A 17,447-nucleotide genomic window follows, 5' to 3' on the forward strand; every position below is an offset into this window, starting at 1 on the left:
GCCTCCTTACTTCAACTCATCCATCGGGACTCCATCCATGTCCGTAAAGGTATAATTTTCTCCCGCCATTGCCCAGATAAACGTATAATTGCTAGTTCCAACGCCGGAATGAATGGACCATGCCGGAGAGATGACCGCTTGTTCATTGCGTACGACAAGATGGCGCGTCTCTTCGGGCTGACCCATTAAGTGAAATACAAGGCCGTCCTGAGGCATATCGAAGTAGAAATACATCTCGCTGCGACGGTCATGAATATGTGCCGGCATCGTATTCCACATGTTGTTCGGCTCAAGCAGCGTCATGCCAAGCATCAACTGGCAGCTCTCGATGCCGTCAGCGTGAATGTACTTGTAGATCGTCCGTTCATTCGACTGCGCGATCGAGCCAAGATGGGTAGGCGCTGCCTCGGCAATAGCCACCTTGCGTGTCGGGCAAGACCGATGAGCAAGTGTCGATACGAGATAATAACGTGCAGGCTGAGCCGCATCATCACTGTGGAAGGTTACCTCTTGATGTCCCAGGCCAATGTACAGACAATCCTTCGCAGCAAGCGTATAGCGGTCGCCTCCAACCATGATATAGCCAGACGCTCCTACATTAATAATGCCGATTTCCCGGCGCTCTAGGAAATATTCGGTTTTCAGCATCTCTCCGGCTTCTAATTTAAGTCCTTCTGCCGTCGGTACTGCCCCTCCCATAACCATACGGTCTTCATGGGAATAACACATCCGCAGACAACCTTCAACCATCAGGCCCTCGACCAGGTAGTTGTCTCTCAGCTCTTTCGTTCCGTAATTACGCGCATCGCTAGGGTGTACTGCATATCTGTTTTCCATGTAATCCGCTCCTTCTTGTGGTTTCCTACTACTATGAAGCATGGAGCGGTCCATAACAGGTCATAATTCTGACCCCTTTGTGCATTATTTTGACACTAGGCTTAGGACAAGCGATGGCGAATGGGTTTCACTCTCCCATCAACATAGTAATTGTTTATATGGAAAAAGAAATTAACTTCATTTGAAACGATGGTTGGTTAAGTACGAAAAAAAATGATACTATGTATGATGGGTAAAGGACTTTACAATACCAAATCATTTTTATATGTTGCATAAGAAGGAGATCATATGAGTAACGAGAATTTTTGGCTTGATTTGCCGAAGCCATTTTTTATATTAGCGCCAATGGAAGATGTCACAGATGTAGTATTTCGTCACGTCGTTAGTACAGCTGCAAAACCCGACGTATTTTTCACGGAATTCACAAGCACAGATAGCTATTGTAATCCTATAGGTAGAGTGAGCACTCGCGGTCGGTTAACGTTCACAGAGGATGAGCAGCCGATCGTCGCTCACATTTGGGGCAATAAGCCGGAACTGTTTGCTCAGATGAGTATAGATATGAAAAAACTCGGTTTTCGTGGCATTGATTTGAACATGGGATGTCCTGTACAGAACGTCGCATCCAATGGAAAAGGCTCTGGATTAATCCGCCATCCTGAAATTGCAGCAGAAATTATTCAAGCAGCCAAAGCAGGCGGGTTACCCGTTAGTGTGAAAACAAGATTGGGGTACTCTGAGGTTGAGGAGTGGCACGATTGGTTAGCACATATATTGAAGCAAGATATTGCGAATCTTTCCATTCACCTGCGTACGAAAAAAGAAATGAGCAAAGTAGATGCGCACTGGGAGCTAATCCCTGAAATCAAAAAATTACGCGATCAAATTGCTCCAAATACGTTGTTAACAATTAACGGAGATATTCCTGATCGCGCAACAGGACTAAAACTAGTCGAACAATACGGTGTAGATGGTGTGATGATTGGCCGCGGCATCTTCACCAATCCTTTTGCTTTTGAAAAAGAGCCTAAAGAACATAGCGCGAAAGATTTTCTCCATTTACTACTTTTACAGCTGGATCTTCATGATAAATATGCAACAGAAATCGCACCACGTTCATTTAAACCGCTTCTTCGCTTCTTCAAAATCTATGTCCGTGGATTTAGAGGCGCAGGCGAACTAAGAAACCAATTGATGGATACCAAGTCAACGGATGAAGTACGTCGTTTGGTACATGCGGTTATGGAGCAGGAACTAGATTAGATCATACTCAAATGTGCAAGATAAAAGAGACTTGTTATTGAAAAAAATGAGAGACCTTTCAAAAGTTCAATGAACTTTTGAGGGGTCTCTCATTTTTTGCGATGTAGTAGAGAAAAGGCCAGTCATATTAATCAAACCCTCCCCAACATGAAGTTTCACGAATTCGTAACAGCAATCATATTGGGAGCTATAGCTGCTGACTTTGCATTTAATACATCTTTTATCTTATTTAAACTTTTTGAAATTCGAAATTCTGCCTTCTTCTCTATCTTATCAAATAATTGATTTCTCCAACTACTTGTATGAGAATTGATACTCCATATCCCAGTTTCCTCGATCACTTAATAACTATTGAAAAAATTAAAACGATCAGACTACTAACATCACATTTGCTGTTATTCGCTAGTTTCTCATAAAGAGTCCGCTCTGAATTATAATTAAAAGCATTTTATCTTGATGCTGCTTATTCCTTAAGTAAACATCTAGGCTCCAGGTAGTGAACCTTAATTACATATCTTATATTATAGGAATTCCTTCCCTGTCCAAACATTTTTAAAGAAATTTTGGATGTCTTCTTTGAGTTTCGGCTCCTTTATTTGAATTAATGTAGTAGCTTTATCACCAAAGGAGTTAATAGAAGAGCCTAGCAGATAATAATGTCTATCATCAATAATTATATATCTATCATGAATCTTTTTTTTATGAACAACCATATCAATTTTTCCACGTTCTTTTTTAAAGAGCTTATAGATATCTTCAAAATCTCCTTGTAAAAAATCGGATACCACTCTGATGTGAATATCTACCCGAACAATTTCAAGTAATTTCAACAAACTGGAATCGGTATACGGATCGATAATTGATATGCTCTTCTTACTGGAAAGCAAAATCTCCCTTATTTTTTTATTCGCTGTATATGGAGTATTTCCTTCGAAAAATATTGAGTTATCTTCATTGTTTACATCTAAACAATGTTGACTCCATATATCTTCAAACCATTCTTCTTCTACACTCTTCCATATGGGATTTTTTATTTCATTAATAAATTCAACTTTATCATACGAAATAGGAACATTCTCAATCACTACTTCACGATAATATATGGAAACATTATCTTTCATAACATCTACCCCTATGTCCTCTAGGTAATTCTCATTAATATGCTTTACAAATTCCTCTACCCAGTTAGTAATACTACCAAATCCATAATTATGCTTAAATAATAATATAGGGTTCTCTCCATCGTAGAAGAACTTAAAACTAACATAGCATTTCCTAAGTTCAAACTCGTCTTCAATTATCATATTATGTTTTCTAAAAATAGCTTTTCTGGATTCTGATTCAAATGCATATCTTGCTTTACATAAATTAGATAGAATATAGTGCTTTGAACGTGAAAAAACAGGCTGTGTTAACTCATAAGTTGCCCGTGTAATATGGTCAATAATTTGAAATATCTGTTTTTGAGATAAGGAGGATAAAATTATATCATGACAAGAAAATCTTGAATTGACTAACTCAACAAGTCTGGTCAACTCTTTATCAGATACTTTTTTATAATTGTCTATAATTTTCTTATATATTGTATCTAGTTCTTTTTGCATGTCCTCACCATTCTTTATTTCAGTTTGTATATAAAATGAATAATTACCTTATTTTATTCTACAAACATTTAAATGTCTATCCGATTGGCTTAAATATCATCCTAAAAGAAGCAAAGGTTAACTGATACATTATTAGTTACTTATTTCTAATTTCTCTTATACTCTTTCTTAATATTATAGAATATATTTTCTTGAGTCCGAGCTTATTTATGAACTTCACTGCTATTATCTCTTTTTTAATCTATTTTAGGTTCTACATTTCTATTTCTCTATCAAACTAAAATTTACTATGTTATGCTTTTTACATATATTTTTCAATTATTTTGAAATGGAATATGTGGAGGGATAGTAATGAGTAACAGTTGGTTAAAACGTGCAATGGAAAATCTCTTTAAAAATAGTGAAGAAAAATATGATTTCCAAAAAGCAAGTAATGAATGGCTTTATAACGGACTAGAGGATAATGAGTATTGTGAAGCAGAGTGTGAATTATGTAACCATGAAGAAATCCGCTACGAGTACACTATTATCAATAGTTTGAATAAAAATGTAATGATTGTTGGTTCAGAATGTATTAAGAAATTTACTGATGATTTTCAAACTGATTTCTATGATATAGAGGGTAATCTTGTTAATGAAAAGCGCTTATCAAAAGATAAGAATGAATACTTCAAAAAAATATTATATGTAGCGTTGGATGAGAGATTAGCCAATCTAAATAATTCATTCTACGAGAGCATTGCTAATCAAATTAAAAAAAACGGAAAATTAACACCAAGTCAATTAAAACATTTATTCAATTTCTATCAAGGCCTTAGTGATATGGGAAAACGAGCATTTAGAAGTATTGTGAAAGTAAGTTTAAGAAAACAGAGAGAACAAGAGCAAATCGGTACACTTAATCAAACTGAATTAAATTTTGTATCTCAGTTTATGACAACTGAACAACGTAAACGATTCAATATCTCACATTTCTAATATTTCATAACTCTAAATTTCTCGAATATAAACCTACAGGACTTGTATAGTATGATTAATCATTTACACAAGTCTTTTTCTTATGCTCTCACGATTAACTGTGTATCTTCACGAAAGGGTATTGAGATTAAACTAAATACGCTAAAATCCCGAGTTCGCAAAAAAACTGTTAAGGAAATAGAAAATGAGGGGGGAAATGTAAATTATCTTGAAAAAGAGGAACTAGTACAATTTTTAAGAACCTCCAAGGAAAAAGGCTTAGATCGTAATTATGTTATTTTTCTCATCTTAGCTTATAGCGGTTTGCGAGTAGGTGAATTGTGTGCCCTTAAATGGCGGGATCTGTAATTCGTTGACCATACAGTTAGTATTCCGAAAACTTACTACAACCCTACAAATCGAGCAACTGAGTATCATCTTCTTCTGACACCCAAAACCAATACTTCACGGAGGACAATCGAGCTTGATCCTATTGTCTTTAAGAAGTTGACAAAATTAAAAGCAAGACAAGATGAGCTAAAAATATTACACCGAAACACTTGCTATGATCATGACTTTGTATTTGCAAAGACTGAAAGGTATATGGGTTAACCCGAGTTTATAAAGACGATTGAAAACCGCTTGAGGCGATTGCTAAAGCTCACTGGACTCAATCCAAGTCTTACCCCCACACTCATTGCGACACAAACACACGTCATTGCTCGCAGAAGCCGGAGTAGGAATTCATGAGATTTAGGTCATCAGGACGATCAAATTACTAGAAAGGTGTATTTACACGTGACGAAAACCATGAAAAAAGAAGCTTCCCACAAGTTCGGAGAACTTATGAGAAGCCTCTAATTTAGACAACGTGGTCAAAATGTGGTCACACAAGATTTCTGCTTGCGGAAACCTTTGATGCATAAGGCCTTTTCAACCTTATTACATCATGCCGCCCATTCCACCCATGCCGCCCATATCAGGCATGCCTGGTTTGTCTTTTTCTGGTTTGTCAGCAACAACCGCTTCAGTTGTCAGGAACATAGCTGCAACGGAAGCTGCGTTTTGCAGCGCGGAACGAGTTACTTTGGCAGGGTCAACGATACCTGCTTCGAACATGTTAACCCATGCTCCAGTAGCAGCGTTGTAGCCTACGCCAACTTTTTCGTTTTTCAGACGCTCAACGATTACGGAACCTTCTTGACCAGCATTCGCAGCGATTGTGCGAAGCGGCTCTTCGAGGGAGCGCAATACGATGTTAACGCCTGTTTGCTCGTCGCCTTCAGCTTTAACAGCTGATACAGCGTTATATACATTAATAAGAGCTGTACCACCACCGGATACTATACCTTCTTCAACCGCTGCGCGAGTCGAGTTCAGAGCATCTTCGATGCGGAGCTTACGCTCTTTCAATTCTGTTTCAGTAGCTGCGCCAACTTTGATTACTGCTACGCCGCCAGCCAATTTAGCCAGACGCTCTTGCAGCTTCTCACGATCGAAGTCGGAAGTTGTTTCTTCCAGTTGAGCGCGGATTTGATTCACGCGAGCAACGATGTCAGCGGAGTTGCCGCTGCCGTCAACGATGATTGTGTTTTCTTTCGTTACGCGTACTTGACGAGCGGAGCCCAGTTGTTCAACAGTAGTCGATTTCAGCTCAAGGCCGAGCTCTTCTGTGATCACTTGGCCGCCTGTTAGAGCAGCGATATCTTGCAGCATTGCTTTGCGACGGTCGCCGAAGCCTGGAGCTTTAACGCCTACACAAGTGAATGTACCGCGAAGTTTGTTCACCACAAGCGTAGCTTGCGCTTCGCCTTCGATGTCTTCAGCGATGATCAGCAATTGCTTGCCGGATTGTACAACCTTCTCAAGAACCGGAAGGATCTCTTGAATGTTGGCAACTTTTTTATCAGTGATCAGGATGTATGGGTTGTCAAGGACAGCTTCCATTTTATCCGTATCTGTGATCATGTATGGAGAAACATAACCGCGGTCGAATTGCATACCTTCAACCACTTCAAGCTCCGTTACGAAGCCTTTGGATTCTTCTACTGTAATAACGCCGTCGTTGCCGACTTTCTCCATTGCTTCAGCAATGAGTTGGCCTACTTCGTCGTCAGCCGAAGAGATCGATGCTACTTGTGCAATCGATTGTTTGCCTTCGATTGGCTTAGCGATGTTTTTCAGCTCTTCAACCGCTGCTTTAACCGCTTTTTCAATACCTTTGCGGATAACCATAGGGTTAGCGCCAGCTGTTACGTTTTTCAAGCCTTCGCGAATCATCGCTTGTGCAAGAACTGTAGCAGTTGTTGTACCGTCACCGGCAACATCATTTGTTTTTGTAGCTACTTCTTTAACGAGCTGAGCACCCATGTTCTCGAATGCATCTTCCAGCTCGATTTCTTTGGCAATGGATACACCGTCATTCGTGATGAGCGGGCTGCCGAATTTCTTCTCAAGTACCACGTTGCGGCCTTTAGGACCGAGCGTTACTTTTACTGCATTTGCAAGAGCATCAACACCGCGCAGCATCGCGCGACGAGCGTCTTCACTAAATTTAATATCTTTAGCCATTGTTCAGTTACCTCCCAAAATAGATAATGTCAAGCTAAGTAATGTTCCGTCTTGCCCTCTATGTGTCCCAAACGGGGCTTATCCAAAGATCGCGTGAATGTCGCTTTCCTTCATAATCAAATACTCTTTGCCTTCGTATTTGACTTCCGTTCCCGCATATTTAGAGAAAAGAACGCGGTCGCCTTCTTTCACTTCCAACGCAACACGAACGCCGTCTTTCAGTGCGCCGATACCTACTGCCACCACTTTACCTTCTTGCGGTTTCTCTTTTGCCGAATCCGGCAATACGATACCGCTTGCAGTCGTTTCTTCTTTCGCGATCGGTTCGATCAATACGCGTTCACCCAAAGGTCTGATCATTTGAAAATAGCCTCCTTCAAAAAATTTGTCGCTTATTGTTTTTTATTAGCACTCATAAGCTTGAAGTGCTAACAACCATTTTTATCATACTCATTTTCCGCTCTAATTTCAAGTGGTTCATGGTATTTTCGAATAGAAATTCGTTTCTAAGCTATAAATACGCCTATCCTCAATCTATAACCTTTATCCATTATAGCCTTTTCCTTCATTTCTATAAGGTACAGCAACAACTGCTCCATTATTTCTTGCCTACCGTCAGATTGATTTCTGTATCGAACCGATAGGGAATTTTTTCACCCTCCACCAGCGTATAGAAATCAGCGATTACTTTGACCGAATAGTTTCCTTCAGGAAAACCATCCCCTTGCATGAATTCCTTCATGAAGTCATTCCATCCGTCTTGCTCGCTATAGCCGCCTCCCTTCTTGTACGCCTGAACATACCATTGCTGCTGCTTCATCATTCTCTCAATCAACGGCTGCTCCATCACGTGGCCCAAATTGAATTGTCGGGTCGATTCAGATATATCAAAAGCCAAAGGAGTCATCGCATGATAAATTTTCTCCTCGTCTTTATTCCCTACGTACATTAATCTGGCCTCCAGCTTCACCGGCTCTCCTTTCTCATAGGAAGACTTCTCGGAGCCAATCTGCAGCACAAAATCATCTTTTCTCACCTCGGATACGACGCTCATACCCGGATAAGCTTGTTCCATCTTGTCTGCGGCTGCACCAGGCCCTCTCGAAGGAACACTGCTATTACTGCAAGCTCCAAGCAAAACGATCAGAAGCAACATAACCATAGCTCGCCTCATTCATATCCCCCTGTTTTCCCCAATTATATTAACAGACGGCTTTCCTCTTTCATTAGTTACATGGCTGCACCATCATTACAAATCTGCACCATTATTTACTCCATTAAAAAATCTTCTACTCGAGCGTCCCCCCCGTGTTAAGCACACAACTGCTAACAGCAGGGCTTTCAACAAGCTTCCATAATTATTTACTCCAACAACGAGCCTTCCCCTGCGCACGCACCGATAACCTCACATTCTGTGAGGTCAGCCTCATTCACGCAAGCTGCTCCCCATCCACAACAAACATTCTATGAGGCTATCCTCATACCTCAAGAGCTTAGCCTCCCGAGATATGAGCTTTACCTCATATCCTCCGCTCCCTCTCACAAGTCGCCCAAAATATATACGCTTCCCCTCACACTTATATGAGTTCGACTCATATAAATTGACTCCAGCTCAAACTCTGCTTAATTCCAGCTAACTTGCCTCTAGCTCCCACTAAATCAACTAACAGCTTCAACATACCTGCTGCCGTCCAACGGCAGAATGGCTCGCATCCCAATGAGAAGCGCAAGTTGTTAATCAGTACGTTGTTCAACTAATCTAGACAATCATTTATTCTATTAACGAACCTTCCGCTACGAGCGCACGAGTAGCCATCTCATAAGGAGGCATCTAGATAGGCAATTCCCTTTAAATACGAAAAAGAGAACCTTCCATGCCACCCTAACAGTAGCAAAAAAGGTTCTTCCTTCACTCATAATTAGTTCTGAAAACAACGTGGGAGATATCGCTTCCCTTACGGCTATCTAATCAACACGGCTTGGCCTGCAATCCGCCTAATATAAAACGGGTCATTTCCTCGATCATGTCATCTATATCGACCGGGCGATCTTCCAGCAGCACCTGCCAATACGCGGATTGTCGATCGAATAGCAAGATGCCTATAATCGACATGAAGATCGAATCCACGGATTGATATACGAACAGCCCCTGTGCTTGTCCCTTCTCCAACCAGTGTCGCAGCAACTGCCACATCGGCACAACATGCTCGCGAATTTTTTGGATGCGGACTGTGTTCAAGAGAATTTCGTGCTGAATAATACGAATAAGCTGTGGATCACTCTGCCTGAAGCGGGCAACCTCCCTAACAATAAGTCTGATGCCTTCTAATGGCTCCAGCTCTTTGTTAATAGTTGCGATTTTTTCATTCGGAAAAAAGTGCTCGAACAACGCGCCGAACACATTTTCTTTTCCCCCAAAATAATAAGATACGAGCGCTACATTAGCGCCTGCCGCCTCACAGATCTGTCTCACCGTCGTTTTATCGAATCCTTGCTCAGCAAACAGCTTTTTGGCTGCTAGCAATATTCGGACTTTGATATCCGTATCGGGTATAATCATATTCCCCTCCATCATATTAGCTGACTTGCTTGATAGCCCCTCCTTGCTGCTGTGGTGCAGAGGAGTCACGTTTGATTGCAACAGTGATTGCGCTGAGTAGGAATGCGGCTCCGCCTATGAGCAGGAGGGCTAGCACATCACTGCCGATACTAGGGCCGCCAAACAAGATATTCATATTTCCATCCACCGCATAAGTAGCCGGAAGCAGATTGCCTAATCCCACGTAGAAATCTGACAACAGCTCTCTTGGCACAATCGCCCCTGAGGATACCAACTGTGCAGACAGCATCATAATGTTGAACAGCATGCCTGCCATGCCGAACACATACAGGAACAACTGCGATACGAACATAAAGACAAGTAAAAATACGAATTGGAATAGCCATAGATGCAAATAACCCTGTTCAACCTGTCCGCCTAGCAGCATCAATAAGGAAGAGCCTGTTAGCGATACAAAGAAGGCGGTGCACACATTAATCATGCTTCTTACCGCGAATCTTCTCCAACGGCTCACAGTGCCCCGTACAGCCATCGCGGATTGCTCTAGGTTCATCCCCATGATCATCGCACCGACATACGAAGCCAACACCATCATCATAGGCACCATCTGATTGTTCATGCCTTGGACCACATTGGTCGATTGAATATCAGCTGTGACACGCTCTGCCAACGTCTGGGCTGTTGCAGCCGCCTGATCAGCAGGAATCTGCGTCGTATTGCTGAGCAGTGCTTGCACGCCCGCTGCTACTGCTTGGCGATTCACCTCAGAGGTGACTTGCGTGGCAATGCTGCTCATCATGCTTTTGATAAGAGCAGGATTGGACTCATTAATATAATACGATATAGCTGCTTGGCTATCTGCTGCCATTGCTTTCTGCGAGAGATCCTTAGGCAGATGAATGACCATCTGCAGCTCTCTATCATCTAATTGTTGCTTTGCTTCATCAATGCTGTCAAGCTGTACCATATCGAATGGAAGCTCCTTAACAAGTGAGCCTGTGATTTGTTGCCCCAGCTGCTGATCCTCATTCACAATTGCAATTCGCAATTGATCCGTACGGTCCGTCACACCATTATAGCCTGTCATCCAAATCACGGAAAAAATAATCTGAAAAACAAGTGCCGTTATAATACCCACCCATGTTGTTGGACGTTTCATAAAAGCTTGAAAAGCTTGTTTCATTGTCTCTCTCACTCCACTCTCTCTTAAACAATTGTTTAAAACACATGTTTAAAAATAACCGAAGAACATCTATATGTCAACAAAAACTTCCGCCTTAAAGGAACAATGCGATTTTCCAACCCAATACAGCGATAAAATTTAATACTGCAATACAATAGCATATAACATAATTCCATCCTCACCGTATAATCAGCTATGTATTCTCATGCAGCAATATTAGTTATAAAAATTGAAAGACAAAAAAGAGCAATCCCCTTCTAAGGAAATTGCTCTTCTCCATTGTTTATTGCTCTTATTCGCTACCTACTGCTCTTCTTCCCACTTCTTATCAGCCGCAAGCTGCTTGCGGTACACCGTTCCTGATAAGAACACGCTCACTTCATACAAGAGAAGTAATGGTATAGCGACCAGTATGTCTGAGATGAAATCCGGCGGTGTAACGACTACACCGATGAGGATCATAACGAAATAGGCAATGCGTCGCATTTTACGCAGTCGAATTGGATTCAGAATGCGAATAGCGGTAAGGAATAAAATAACGAGTGGCAGCTCAAATAGCAGGGAGATCGGAATCAGTATGTTGAACATAAACGAAAAATACTGAATAATACCGATCGTTTCCTCCAGCTCCAGACTAGCCGCAACATTCCGGGTGAAATGAAAGGCAAGCGGGAATACCACAAAATAAGAAAAGGCTAGACCGATCAAGAACATAATTAACGCAAAAGGAATATATTTCAGCGTCGCTCTTTGCTCTGTCACTCGAAGCGCCGGCTTTACGAACGCCCACAGCTGGAACGCTGCGAACGGAATCGCCAGAATAAGCGCGATAACTAGCGCGAACTTCATATACATGCCAATGCCATCCCATAAGGAGAACGCATGCAGCGATAAACCATTGGCTGGCTCTTGGCTCATTAAGAAGTTATATACCGGCTCGGCGAAGATCAGACCGATCACCAGACCAATTACGATAACAACCAACATATAAATAATCCGTTTGCGAAGCTCTCCCAGATGCTCCAGCAAAGGCATGAGCCCTTCTTCTCGAATCCGCTCTCTGTCGAATTGCTGCTTGGAAGCTTCGCTCTGCGATGACGTTCCCACTTACAACCGCATCCTTTCAGCAAAAAAGCGGGCCCGGTTTAGTCCGGAAGCCGCTTATTGTCCGAATCGTTATTTTCCGTCCGGTTAACTTCGATTCTTTTGTCATCCTTCTGCTTGTCATCGTCTTCCATCATATCCTTGGCTCCAGCCTTGAATTCTCGCAGCGTACGGCCAAAAGCACGACCCAGCTCAGGCAGCTTGTTCGGTCCGAACAGCAGCAGAGCGACGAGCACAAGCAGAATAATACCTGTTGCACCTATGCCTGACATAATTGTAACCTCCCAGATTTGTTATCACAGTACGTCATAATTCGCTTAGCAGCCATATAATCCGCCATATCCCATACTCGTTATATCTTCTCTAGTAATGGTTTGTCCAGCTAATATACGTGGAAGCAGCACATCAAAGGAAGTATAGGGATCATGCATGACGCAACCAGGCAAGCCCATAATCGGCACCCCGTTCAAATAACCTATCAATAACATCGAGCCAGGCAGCATTGGCGTACCATAGCTGATAATATCCGTACCTGCAGCTTTGATGGCGCCGGGTGTCCGATCATCGGGATCGACCGACATTCCACCTGTCAATATTATCATATCATACTGTTGCTCCAGCAAATAGTTTATTTCCTTGACAATTATTTGTCCATTATCTGGTACAAATCGCTGTTCTCCGATCTCAGAGCCCAAGGCTTCGATTTTCGCACGGACAGCAGGGCCAAACTTGTCTTCAATCCGGCCGCTGTACACCTCACCGCCTGTTGTTAACAGCCCGACTCGCAGCTTACGGAATGGCAGAACGCTTACAGGAGCTTGGCCGCCGCTTGCTTCCCGATACTCCGCAGCCAGCCGCTCTACTTCTTCCACCTTACTCCTTGAGACGACAAGCGGAATTGCCCTTGTTGCAGCTAGAGGCTGTCCCTGCTTCACGACCGTATTCGTCTTCACGGTAGCAAGGGCAATCTCGCCTAATCTATTAATCGTCTCCACAAGTCTTGCATCTATCTGGGCTAAGCCAAGCTTATCAGACCGAAGGCTTACTTTGCCCTCATGCGGCTCAGTCAACGTAATTCCGTCTCCATACAGAGCCTTTGCCATTCTAATCGCAGCATCATCCTCATGAAGCTCCTCTGAACCAAGCTCCATAATATAGATATGCTCTTTGCCGATATCCAGCAGATCAGGAATATCCGATTCTGCAATTATGTGGCCTTTCTTGAATAGGCGTCCTTTGAACTGCCCGGGTATGATCCGGGTCAGATCATGAGCCAGCCGCATCCCGACAGCCTCATGAACGGGCACTTCCTTTAATATCGTACCTCTTGCTGCTTCCTCTGGCTGCTCGTTGCTATTCATTCCTCATGCTCTCCTTGACGTCCAGACAAAATCTGAAGGGCATGCGGCAACTGATCCATAATCGCCATAAGACTCTCATGTACACCCTTCGGGCTTCCTGGCAGGTTAATGATGAGTGACCGGCCACGTATTCCGCATACTCCGCGGGATAGCATGGCACGCCTTGTTTTTTGCAAGGCGCCAATACGCATCGCTTCCGATAGACCCGGTACGATGCGGTCAATCACCTTGAGCGTTGCTTCCGGTGTCACGTCCCTGAGCGCAAGGCCTGTCCCGCCTGTCGTCAGCACCAGATCTGCTTGATAATATTCTGTCATCTCGATAATGGAAGCCATAATCTCGTCCTGCTCATCCGGGACAATTCGGTAATCGACGATCTCGCCGCCCAGCTCCTCTTCTACAAGCTCTCGAATAACTTGGGCGCTTGTATCCTCACGCTCTCCTCGTGAGCCTTTGTCGCTTGCCGTCAATAAGGCTACTTTCCACCGCATCTGCTTATTCCTCCCATTCTAGTCCGATCATGGGTTATCCTACTCTGCCTTGCTATAATCGCCATTCTTGCCTCCGGTCTTGGATACCAGATAAGTAGGCCCAATGACGATATCCTTCTGAAGCGCCTTACACATATCATACACGGTTAATGCGGCAGCCGATACTGCGGTTAGTGCCTCCATCTCGACTCCTGTCTTACCGGTGGTCTTCACTGTTGCTTCTATATAAAGCTCATCCGTACCGTTATCCTCGAATATCACATTAATTCCTGTCAACGGCAGCGGATGGCACATTGGAATCCAATCGGATGTCTTCTTCGCTGCCATAATGGCGGCTACCTGAGAGACGGCTAATACATCGCCTTTCCCGATCTTGCCTCCCTTAATGCGTGCAAGCGTATCCGCCTGCATCTTGACGGTCGTGCGGGCAGCTGCCGTCCGTGAAGTGATCTCCTTATCGCTTACGTCGACCATTCGCGCTCTGCCTTGCTCATTGAAATGCGTTAGTTCCATACTTTCACTCCGTCACAATCATATTGTCCTGTAACCCGTTCTCTGTCAGCAGCCCATCCATTTGCTTGTCATGTCTGTCCATAGGCAAGCGATTGACAAGCTGGGCTTCGAAGGCTGCTCCAATCCATCTCGTCCGCTTGCCTGCAGCATGCAGATGAAGCCGCTCTGCGAACCGGTCATAATAACCGCCCCCATAGCCGAGCCTTCCGCCATGAAGATCGAAAGCGAGCCCTGGCACCAAGATAACGTCAGGGATGCAGGTCTCTGGCAGCGCGGGGCTAAGCGCCGGATCTGGCTCCATAATGCCATAGGCTCCTTGCTGCAATTGGCTCCAAGCCAGCAGCTCATGCAGCGTCATAGAACGATCCGCCTGAATACATCGAGGCACAATCACCTGCACACCTGCTTGCCATGCCCATTCCACTATTGGCCTGCAATCAAGCTCGGATCGAAACGGGAGATATACCATTATCTTCTCCACAGCATTCCTCTCCAGCCAAAGAATGAAATGTTCGCACGCAGCGCTTGAACGAATGGCCCGCTCATCGTTAGCCATGCCATCTCGCAGCTCCCTTAGCTGCGAGCGAAGTGACGATTTCTCTTCCTTTGCCCCATACGATTCTTGTCTCATAATCTGAATTTTACTCTGCCTTCCCATCATTCCTTCTTATTATTTGTAGTTTACCATTGTTATGCAACTTTCGCCAATGGCGACGCCCGTTTGTGATAAGATATAATGAAACAATAAGCGGGCTTCCGCTTCAGGCCACTATTTGCTGGAGGTATCATTCATGCTATTCCAAGTATCCAACATAAGTAAGAGCTATGGCGTAGACGTCATACTGTCCAATATATCCATGCAGGTGCTCGAAAGAGAACGCATCGGTCTCGTCGGAGTTAACGGTGCAGGCAAATCTACGCTGTTAAAAATCATTGCAGGAGAGCTCTCCTTCGATTCAGGTGCCATACATAAAGCGAAGGAGACTCGAATCGGTTATCTGGCGCAGAATAGCGGCCTTCAATCCGATCGTACCATTGATGCTGAGATGCGTGCGGTATTCTCTCATCTATTGGCAGCGGAGCAGGAGCTTCGCGAGCTGGAGCAGCAGATTGCTGATCCGGTGCTCCATGATAACCCTAAGCGCTATGAAGAAGTGCTGGACCGCTATGCGAAGCGTTCGGATTGGTTCCGTGAGCAAGGCGGATTCGAGATCAATACCCGCATTAACAGCGTTCTTCATGGTATGGGCTTCGGAACCTTCCCGCCTGACACTTTCATTCACACCTTGAGCGGCGGGCAAAAAACTAGGCTCGCATTAGCTCGCATTCTGCTGCAGGCTCCTGATCTGCTTATGCTCGATGAGCCGACCAACTATTTGGATATTCCAACGCTGACTTGGCTCGAAGGGTATTTGCGCAGTTATTCGGGAGCGATACTTGTCGTATCCCATGACCGCTATTTCCTCGATGCACTGGCCACTTCAATTATAGAGATCGAACGGCATGCCGCGAAACGCTACACGGGGAATTACACACGTTACATGGAGCTCAAGGCTGCGGAATATGAAGCAAATATGAAGGTCTATGAGAAGCAGCAAGTAGAGATTTCCAAGATGGAAGACTTTATTCAGAAAAATATTGTTCGTGCCTCTACCACCAAGCGAGCTCAAAGCCGCCGTAAGGCACTAGAAAAGATGGAAATAACAGACAAGCCGCTAGGCGACTTGAAGAAGGCCAACTTTTCCTTCCAGATCGAACGACAGTCTGGCAAGGATGTTCTTGATGTTGCCGATTTGTCTGTAACGTTCCCAGAGCGAACACAATCACTGTTCCAACACGTATCCTTCCGACTTCAGCGTGGAGAGACTGTCGCTTTAATCGGACCAAACGGTATTGGCAAATCCACCTTGCTCAAGGTGCTTGTCGAGCAAAGACAGCCCACGACCGGAGCCGTCCGATGGGGAACGAACGTTAAGCTTGGCTATTATGATCAGGAGCAGACAGGTCTGAATACGGCCAATACGATACTCGAAGAAGTATGGGGCACATATCCTAATATGGAGGAGTCACGTATTCGCACCGTACTAGGCAGCTTCTTATTCAGCGGGGAGGATGTGCTTAAGCGAATCTCTTCACTAAGTGGCGGGGAGAAGGCCAGAGTATCGCTAGCCAAGCTTATGCTGGCTCAGGCCAATGTCCTCATCTTGGACGAGCCTACCAACCATCTTGATCTCTTTAGCAAAGAGGTACTTGAAGCCGCTCTATTGGATTATGAAGGTACCCTTCTCTTCATTTCCCATGACCGCTACTTCTTGAACAAAATGGCTGAGCGGATTGTCGAACTCACGCCAACAGGAACCGAACATTTCCTAGGAAATTATGACGAAATGATTGAGAAAAAGAGCGAATTAGAGGAGGAGCGCCTGGAGGCAGCCGCCAAACAGGCTTCGAGCAAGACAACTTCTGCAGCTATCGAGGCTCCAACCTCTTATGAACTCGACAAACGTGCGAAGCGGGATGAACGCTCCCGCCTGCGTAAGCTGGAACAGCTTGAGAGCAGCATTGCCCAGTTAGAGGAACAGATCGCACAGTTTGAGGAACAGCTGACTGAGCCAGCTATATTCAATGACTATATGCGTATTCAAGAAATTCAAGCTCAGATCGAGCAGCATCGAGCGACTTTGTCCCAAGCCTATGAGGAATGGGAAACATTGAGCGAGGAATAGATACTACGTCCATGCAGGCTGTAGCTGTATTGCAAAAAGGCCGTCCCATATGCTCACTTATGGGACGGCCTTTTTCATGGAATATTAGGGACACTTCTCTTCTTTCTCGATACTAACTAACGTAATCAATGCTAGCACGTCTCTTATTAGGTTGTAAGTTACCTTCTACCTTCTACCTTCTACCTTCTACCTTCTACCTTCTACCTTCTACCTTCTACCTTCTACCTTCTACCTTCTACCTTCTACCTTCTACCTTCTACCTTCTACCTTCTACCTT

17 protein-coding genes are annotated in these 17,447 nt (G+C 44.1%); 4 read left to right on the forward strand and 13 right to left on the reverse strand.

Features of this window, described 5'->3' with window-relative positions; all coding sequences use genetic code 11:
* Positions 1 to 6: 6 nt before the first annotated feature.
* Positions 7 to 837, reverse strand: coding sequence for a 5-dehydro-4-deoxy-D-glucuronate isomerase (gene kduI / locus AC50YO_RS20255; RefSeq protein ID WP_494849986.1), 831 nt, complete (start codon positions 835 to 837; stop codon positions 7 to 9).
* A 288-nt stretch (positions 838 to 1,125) separates the two neighbouring features.
* Here kduI and AC50YO_RS20260 point away from each other — a divergent pair, with 288 nt between their 5' ends.
* Positions 1,126 to 2,100: a tRNA dihydrouridine synthase gene (locus AC50YO_RS20260; protein ID WP_494849987.1), complete on the forward strand. Its 975-nt coding sequence runs from the start codon at positions 1,126 to 1,128 to the stop codon at positions 2,098 to 2,100.
* 521 nt (positions 2,101 to 2,621) lie between these two features.
* Here the strand turns inward: AC50YO_RS20260 and AC50YO_RS20265 are convergent.
* The gene (locus AC50YO_RS20265; RefSeq protein ID WP_494849988.1) at positions 2,622 to 3,704 is read right to left on the reverse strand and encodes a hypothetical protein; all 1,083 of its coding nucleotides are present in this window, start codon (positions 3,702 to 3,704) and stop codon (positions 2,622 to 2,624) included.
* Positions 3,705 to 4,055: 351 nt separating this feature from the next.
* Here AC50YO_RS20265 and AC50YO_RS20270 point away from each other — a divergent pair, with 351 nt between their 5' ends.
* Together AC50YO_RS20270 and AC50YO_RS20275 are read left to right on the forward strand one after the other, a co-directional pair.
* The gene (locus AC50YO_RS20270; RefSeq protein WP_494849989.1) at positions 4,056 to 4,682 is read left to right on the forward strand and encodes a hypothetical protein; all 627 of its coding nucleotides are present in this window, start codon (positions 4,056 to 4,058) and stop codon (positions 4,680 to 4,682) included.
* Between the two features lie 51 nt (positions 4,683 to 4,733).
* Positions 4,734 to 5,030 carry a hypothetical protein gene (locus AC50YO_RS20275; RefSeq protein WP_494849990.1) on the forward strand — a complete coding sequence of 99 codons (297 nt, stop codon included), beginning with the start codon at positions 4,734 to 4,736 and terminating at the stop codon, positions 5,028 to 5,030.
* 573 nt (positions 5,031 to 5,603) lie between these two features.
* Here the strand turns inward: AC50YO_RS20275 and groL are convergent.
* From groL to AC50YO_RS20330, 11 genes are all read right to left on the reverse strand, one after another.
* Positions 5,604 to 7,232 (reverse strand): chaperonin GroEL, encoded by a 1,629-nt coding sequence (gene groL, locus AC50YO_RS20280; RefSeq protein WP_494849991.1) that lies wholly within the window; start codon positions 7,230 to 7,232, stop codon positions 5,604 to 5,606.
* 78 nt (positions 7,233 to 7,310) lie between these two features.
* A complete protein-coding gene (gene groES, locus AC50YO_RS20285; RefSeq protein ID WP_494849992.1) occupies positions 7,311 to 7,592 on the reverse strand; it encodes a co-chaperone GroES in 282 nt (93 codons plus the stop codon).
* 238 nt (positions 7,593 to 7,830) lie between these two features.
* Complete coding sequence (locus tag AC50YO_RS20290; RefSeq protein ID WP_494849993.1) at positions 7,831 to 8,406, reverse strand: hypothetical protein; 576 nt, start codon at positions 8,404 to 8,406, stop codon at positions 7,831 to 7,833.
* Positions 8,407 to 9,201: 795 nt separating this feature from the next.
* Positions 9,202 to 9,804 carry a TetR family transcriptional regulator gene (locus AC50YO_RS20295; protein ID WP_494849994.1) on the reverse strand — a complete coding sequence of 201 codons (603 nt, stop codon included), beginning with the start codon at positions 9,802 to 9,804 and terminating at the stop codon, positions 9,202 to 9,204.
* 4 nt (positions 9,805 to 9,808) lie between these two features.
* The gene (locus AC50YO_RS20300) at positions 9,809 to 10,951 is read right to left on the reverse strand and encodes a YhgE/Pip domain-containing protein (RefSeq protein WP_494849995.1); all 1,143 of its coding nucleotides are present in this window, start codon (positions 10,949 to 10,951) and stop codon (positions 9,809 to 9,811) included.
* A gap of 327 nt (positions 10,952 to 11,278) precedes the next feature.
* Positions 11,279 to 12,010, reverse strand: coding sequence for a twin-arginine translocase subunit TatC (gene tatC, locus AC50YO_RS20305; protein WP_494850008.1), 732 nt, complete (start codon positions 12,008 to 12,010; stop codon positions 11,279 to 11,281).
* Positions 12,011 to 12,120: 110 nt separating this feature from the next.
* Entirely contained in the window at positions 12,121 to 12,351 is a 231-nt protein-coding gene (gene tatA, locus AC50YO_RS20310) for a twin-arginine translocase TatA/TatE family subunit (RefSeq protein WP_494849996.1), read from the reverse strand.
* Between the two features lie 45 nt (positions 12,352 to 12,396).
* Positions 12,397 to 13,440: a molybdopterin-binding protein gene (locus AC50YO_RS20315; RefSeq protein ID WP_494849997.1), complete on the reverse strand. Its 1,044-nt coding sequence runs from the start codon at positions 13,438 to 13,440 to the stop codon at positions 12,397 to 12,399.
* Positions 13,437 to 13,931, reverse strand: a complete 495-nt coding sequence (locus tag AC50YO_RS20320) for a MogA/MoaB family molybdenum cofactor biosynthesis protein (protein ID WP_494849998.1) — start codon at positions 13,929 to 13,931, stop codon at positions 13,437 to 13,439. Before AC50YO_RS20320 ends, AC50YO_RS20315 begins: the two co-directional genes overlap by 4 nt.
* A 39-nt stretch (positions 13,932 to 13,970) precedes the next feature.
* Entirely contained in the window at positions 13,971 to 14,444 is a 474-nt protein-coding gene (gene moaC / locus AC50YO_RS20325; RefSeq protein WP_494849999.1) for a cyclic pyranopterin monophosphate synthase MoaC, read from the reverse strand.
* A gap of 4 nt (positions 14,445 to 14,448) precedes the next feature.
* Complete coding sequence (locus AC50YO_RS20330) at positions 14,449 to 15,075, reverse strand: 5-formyltetrahydrofolate cyclo-ligase (RefSeq protein ID WP_494850000.1); 627 nt, start codon at positions 15,073 to 15,075, stop codon at positions 14,449 to 14,451.
* Positions 15,076 to 15,235: 160 nt separating this feature from the next.
* On the opposite strand from AC50YO_RS20330, the gene AC50YO_RS20335 reads away from it, so the two are divergent.
* The gene (locus tag AC50YO_RS20335) at positions 15,236 to 17,170 is read left to right on the forward strand and encodes an ABC-F family ATP-binding cassette domain-containing protein (protein WP_494850001.1); all 1,935 of its coding nucleotides are present in this window, start codon (positions 15,236 to 15,238) and stop codon (positions 17,168 to 17,170) included.
* Positions 17,171 to 17,447: the final 277 nt, after the last annotated feature.

Source organism: Paenibacillus sp. J22P59 (genome assembly GCF_059383895.1).

Excerpts from the sequence above, each read along its gene's own strand:
- kduI (WP_494849986.1), bottom strand. The coding sequence starts at position 837 with ATGGAAAACAGATATGCAGTACACCCTAGCGATGCGCGTAATTACGGA.
- AC50YO_RS20260 (WP_494849987.1), top strand. The coding sequence starts at position 1,126 with ATGAGTAACGAGAATTTTTGGCTTGATTTGCCGAAGCCATTTTTTATA.
- AC50YO_RS20265 (WP_494849988.1), bottom strand. The coding sequence starts at position 3,704 with ATGCAAAAAGAACTAGATACAATATATAAGAAAATTATAGACAATTAT.
- AC50YO_RS20270 (WP_494849989.1), top strand. The coding sequence starts at position 4,056 with ATGAGTAACAGTTGGTTAAAACGTGCAATGGAAAATCTCTTTAAAAAT.
- AC50YO_RS20275 (WP_494849990.1), top strand. The coding sequence starts at position 4,734 with ATGATTAATCATTTACACAAGTCTTTTTCTTATGCTCTCACGATTAAC.
- groL (WP_494849991.1), bottom strand. The coding sequence starts at position 7,232 with ATGGCTAAAGATATTAAATTTAGTGAAGACGCTCGTCGCGCGATGCTG.
- groES (WP_494849992.1), bottom strand. The coding sequence starts at position 7,592 with ATGATCAGACCTTTGGGTGAACGCGTATTGATCGAACCGATCGCGAAA.
- AC50YO_RS20290 (WP_494849993.1), bottom strand. The coding sequence starts at position 8,406 with ATGAGGCGAGCTATGGTTATGTTGCTTCTGATCGTTTTGCTTGGAGCT.
- AC50YO_RS20295 (WP_494849994.1), bottom strand. The coding sequence starts at position 9,804 with ATGGAGGGGAATATGATTATACCCGATACGGATATCAAAGTCCGAATA.
- AC50YO_RS20300 (WP_494849995.1), bottom strand. The coding sequence starts at position 10,951 with ATGAAACGTCCAACAACATGGGTGGGTATTATAACGGCACTTGTTTTT.
- tatC (WP_494850008.1), bottom strand. The coding sequence starts at position 12,010 with ATGCCTTTGCTGGAGCATCTGGGAGAGCTTCGCAAACGGATTATTTAT.
- tatA (WP_494849996.1), bottom strand. The coding sequence starts at position 12,351 with ATGTCAGGCATAGGTGCAACAGGTATTATTCTGCTTGTGCTCGTCGCT.
- AC50YO_RS20315 (WP_494849997.1), bottom strand. The coding sequence starts at position 13,440 with ATGAATAGCAACGAGCAGCCAGAGGAAGCAGCAAGAGGTACGATATTA.
- AC50YO_RS20320 (WP_494849998.1), bottom strand. The coding sequence starts at position 13,931 with ATGCGGTGGAAAGTAGCCTTATTGACGGCAAGCGACAAAGGCTCACGA.
- moaC (WP_494849999.1), bottom strand. The coding sequence starts at position 14,444 with ATGGAACTAACGCATTTCAATGAGCAAGGCAGAGCGCGAATGGTCGAC.
- AC50YO_RS20330 (WP_494850000.1), bottom strand. The coding sequence starts at position 15,075 with ATGAGACAAGAATCGTATGGGGCAAAGGAAGAGAAATCGTCACTTCGC.
- AC50YO_RS20335 (WP_494850001.1), top strand. The coding sequence starts at position 15,236 with ATGCTATTCCAAGTATCCAACATAAGTAAGAGCTATGGCGTAGACGTC.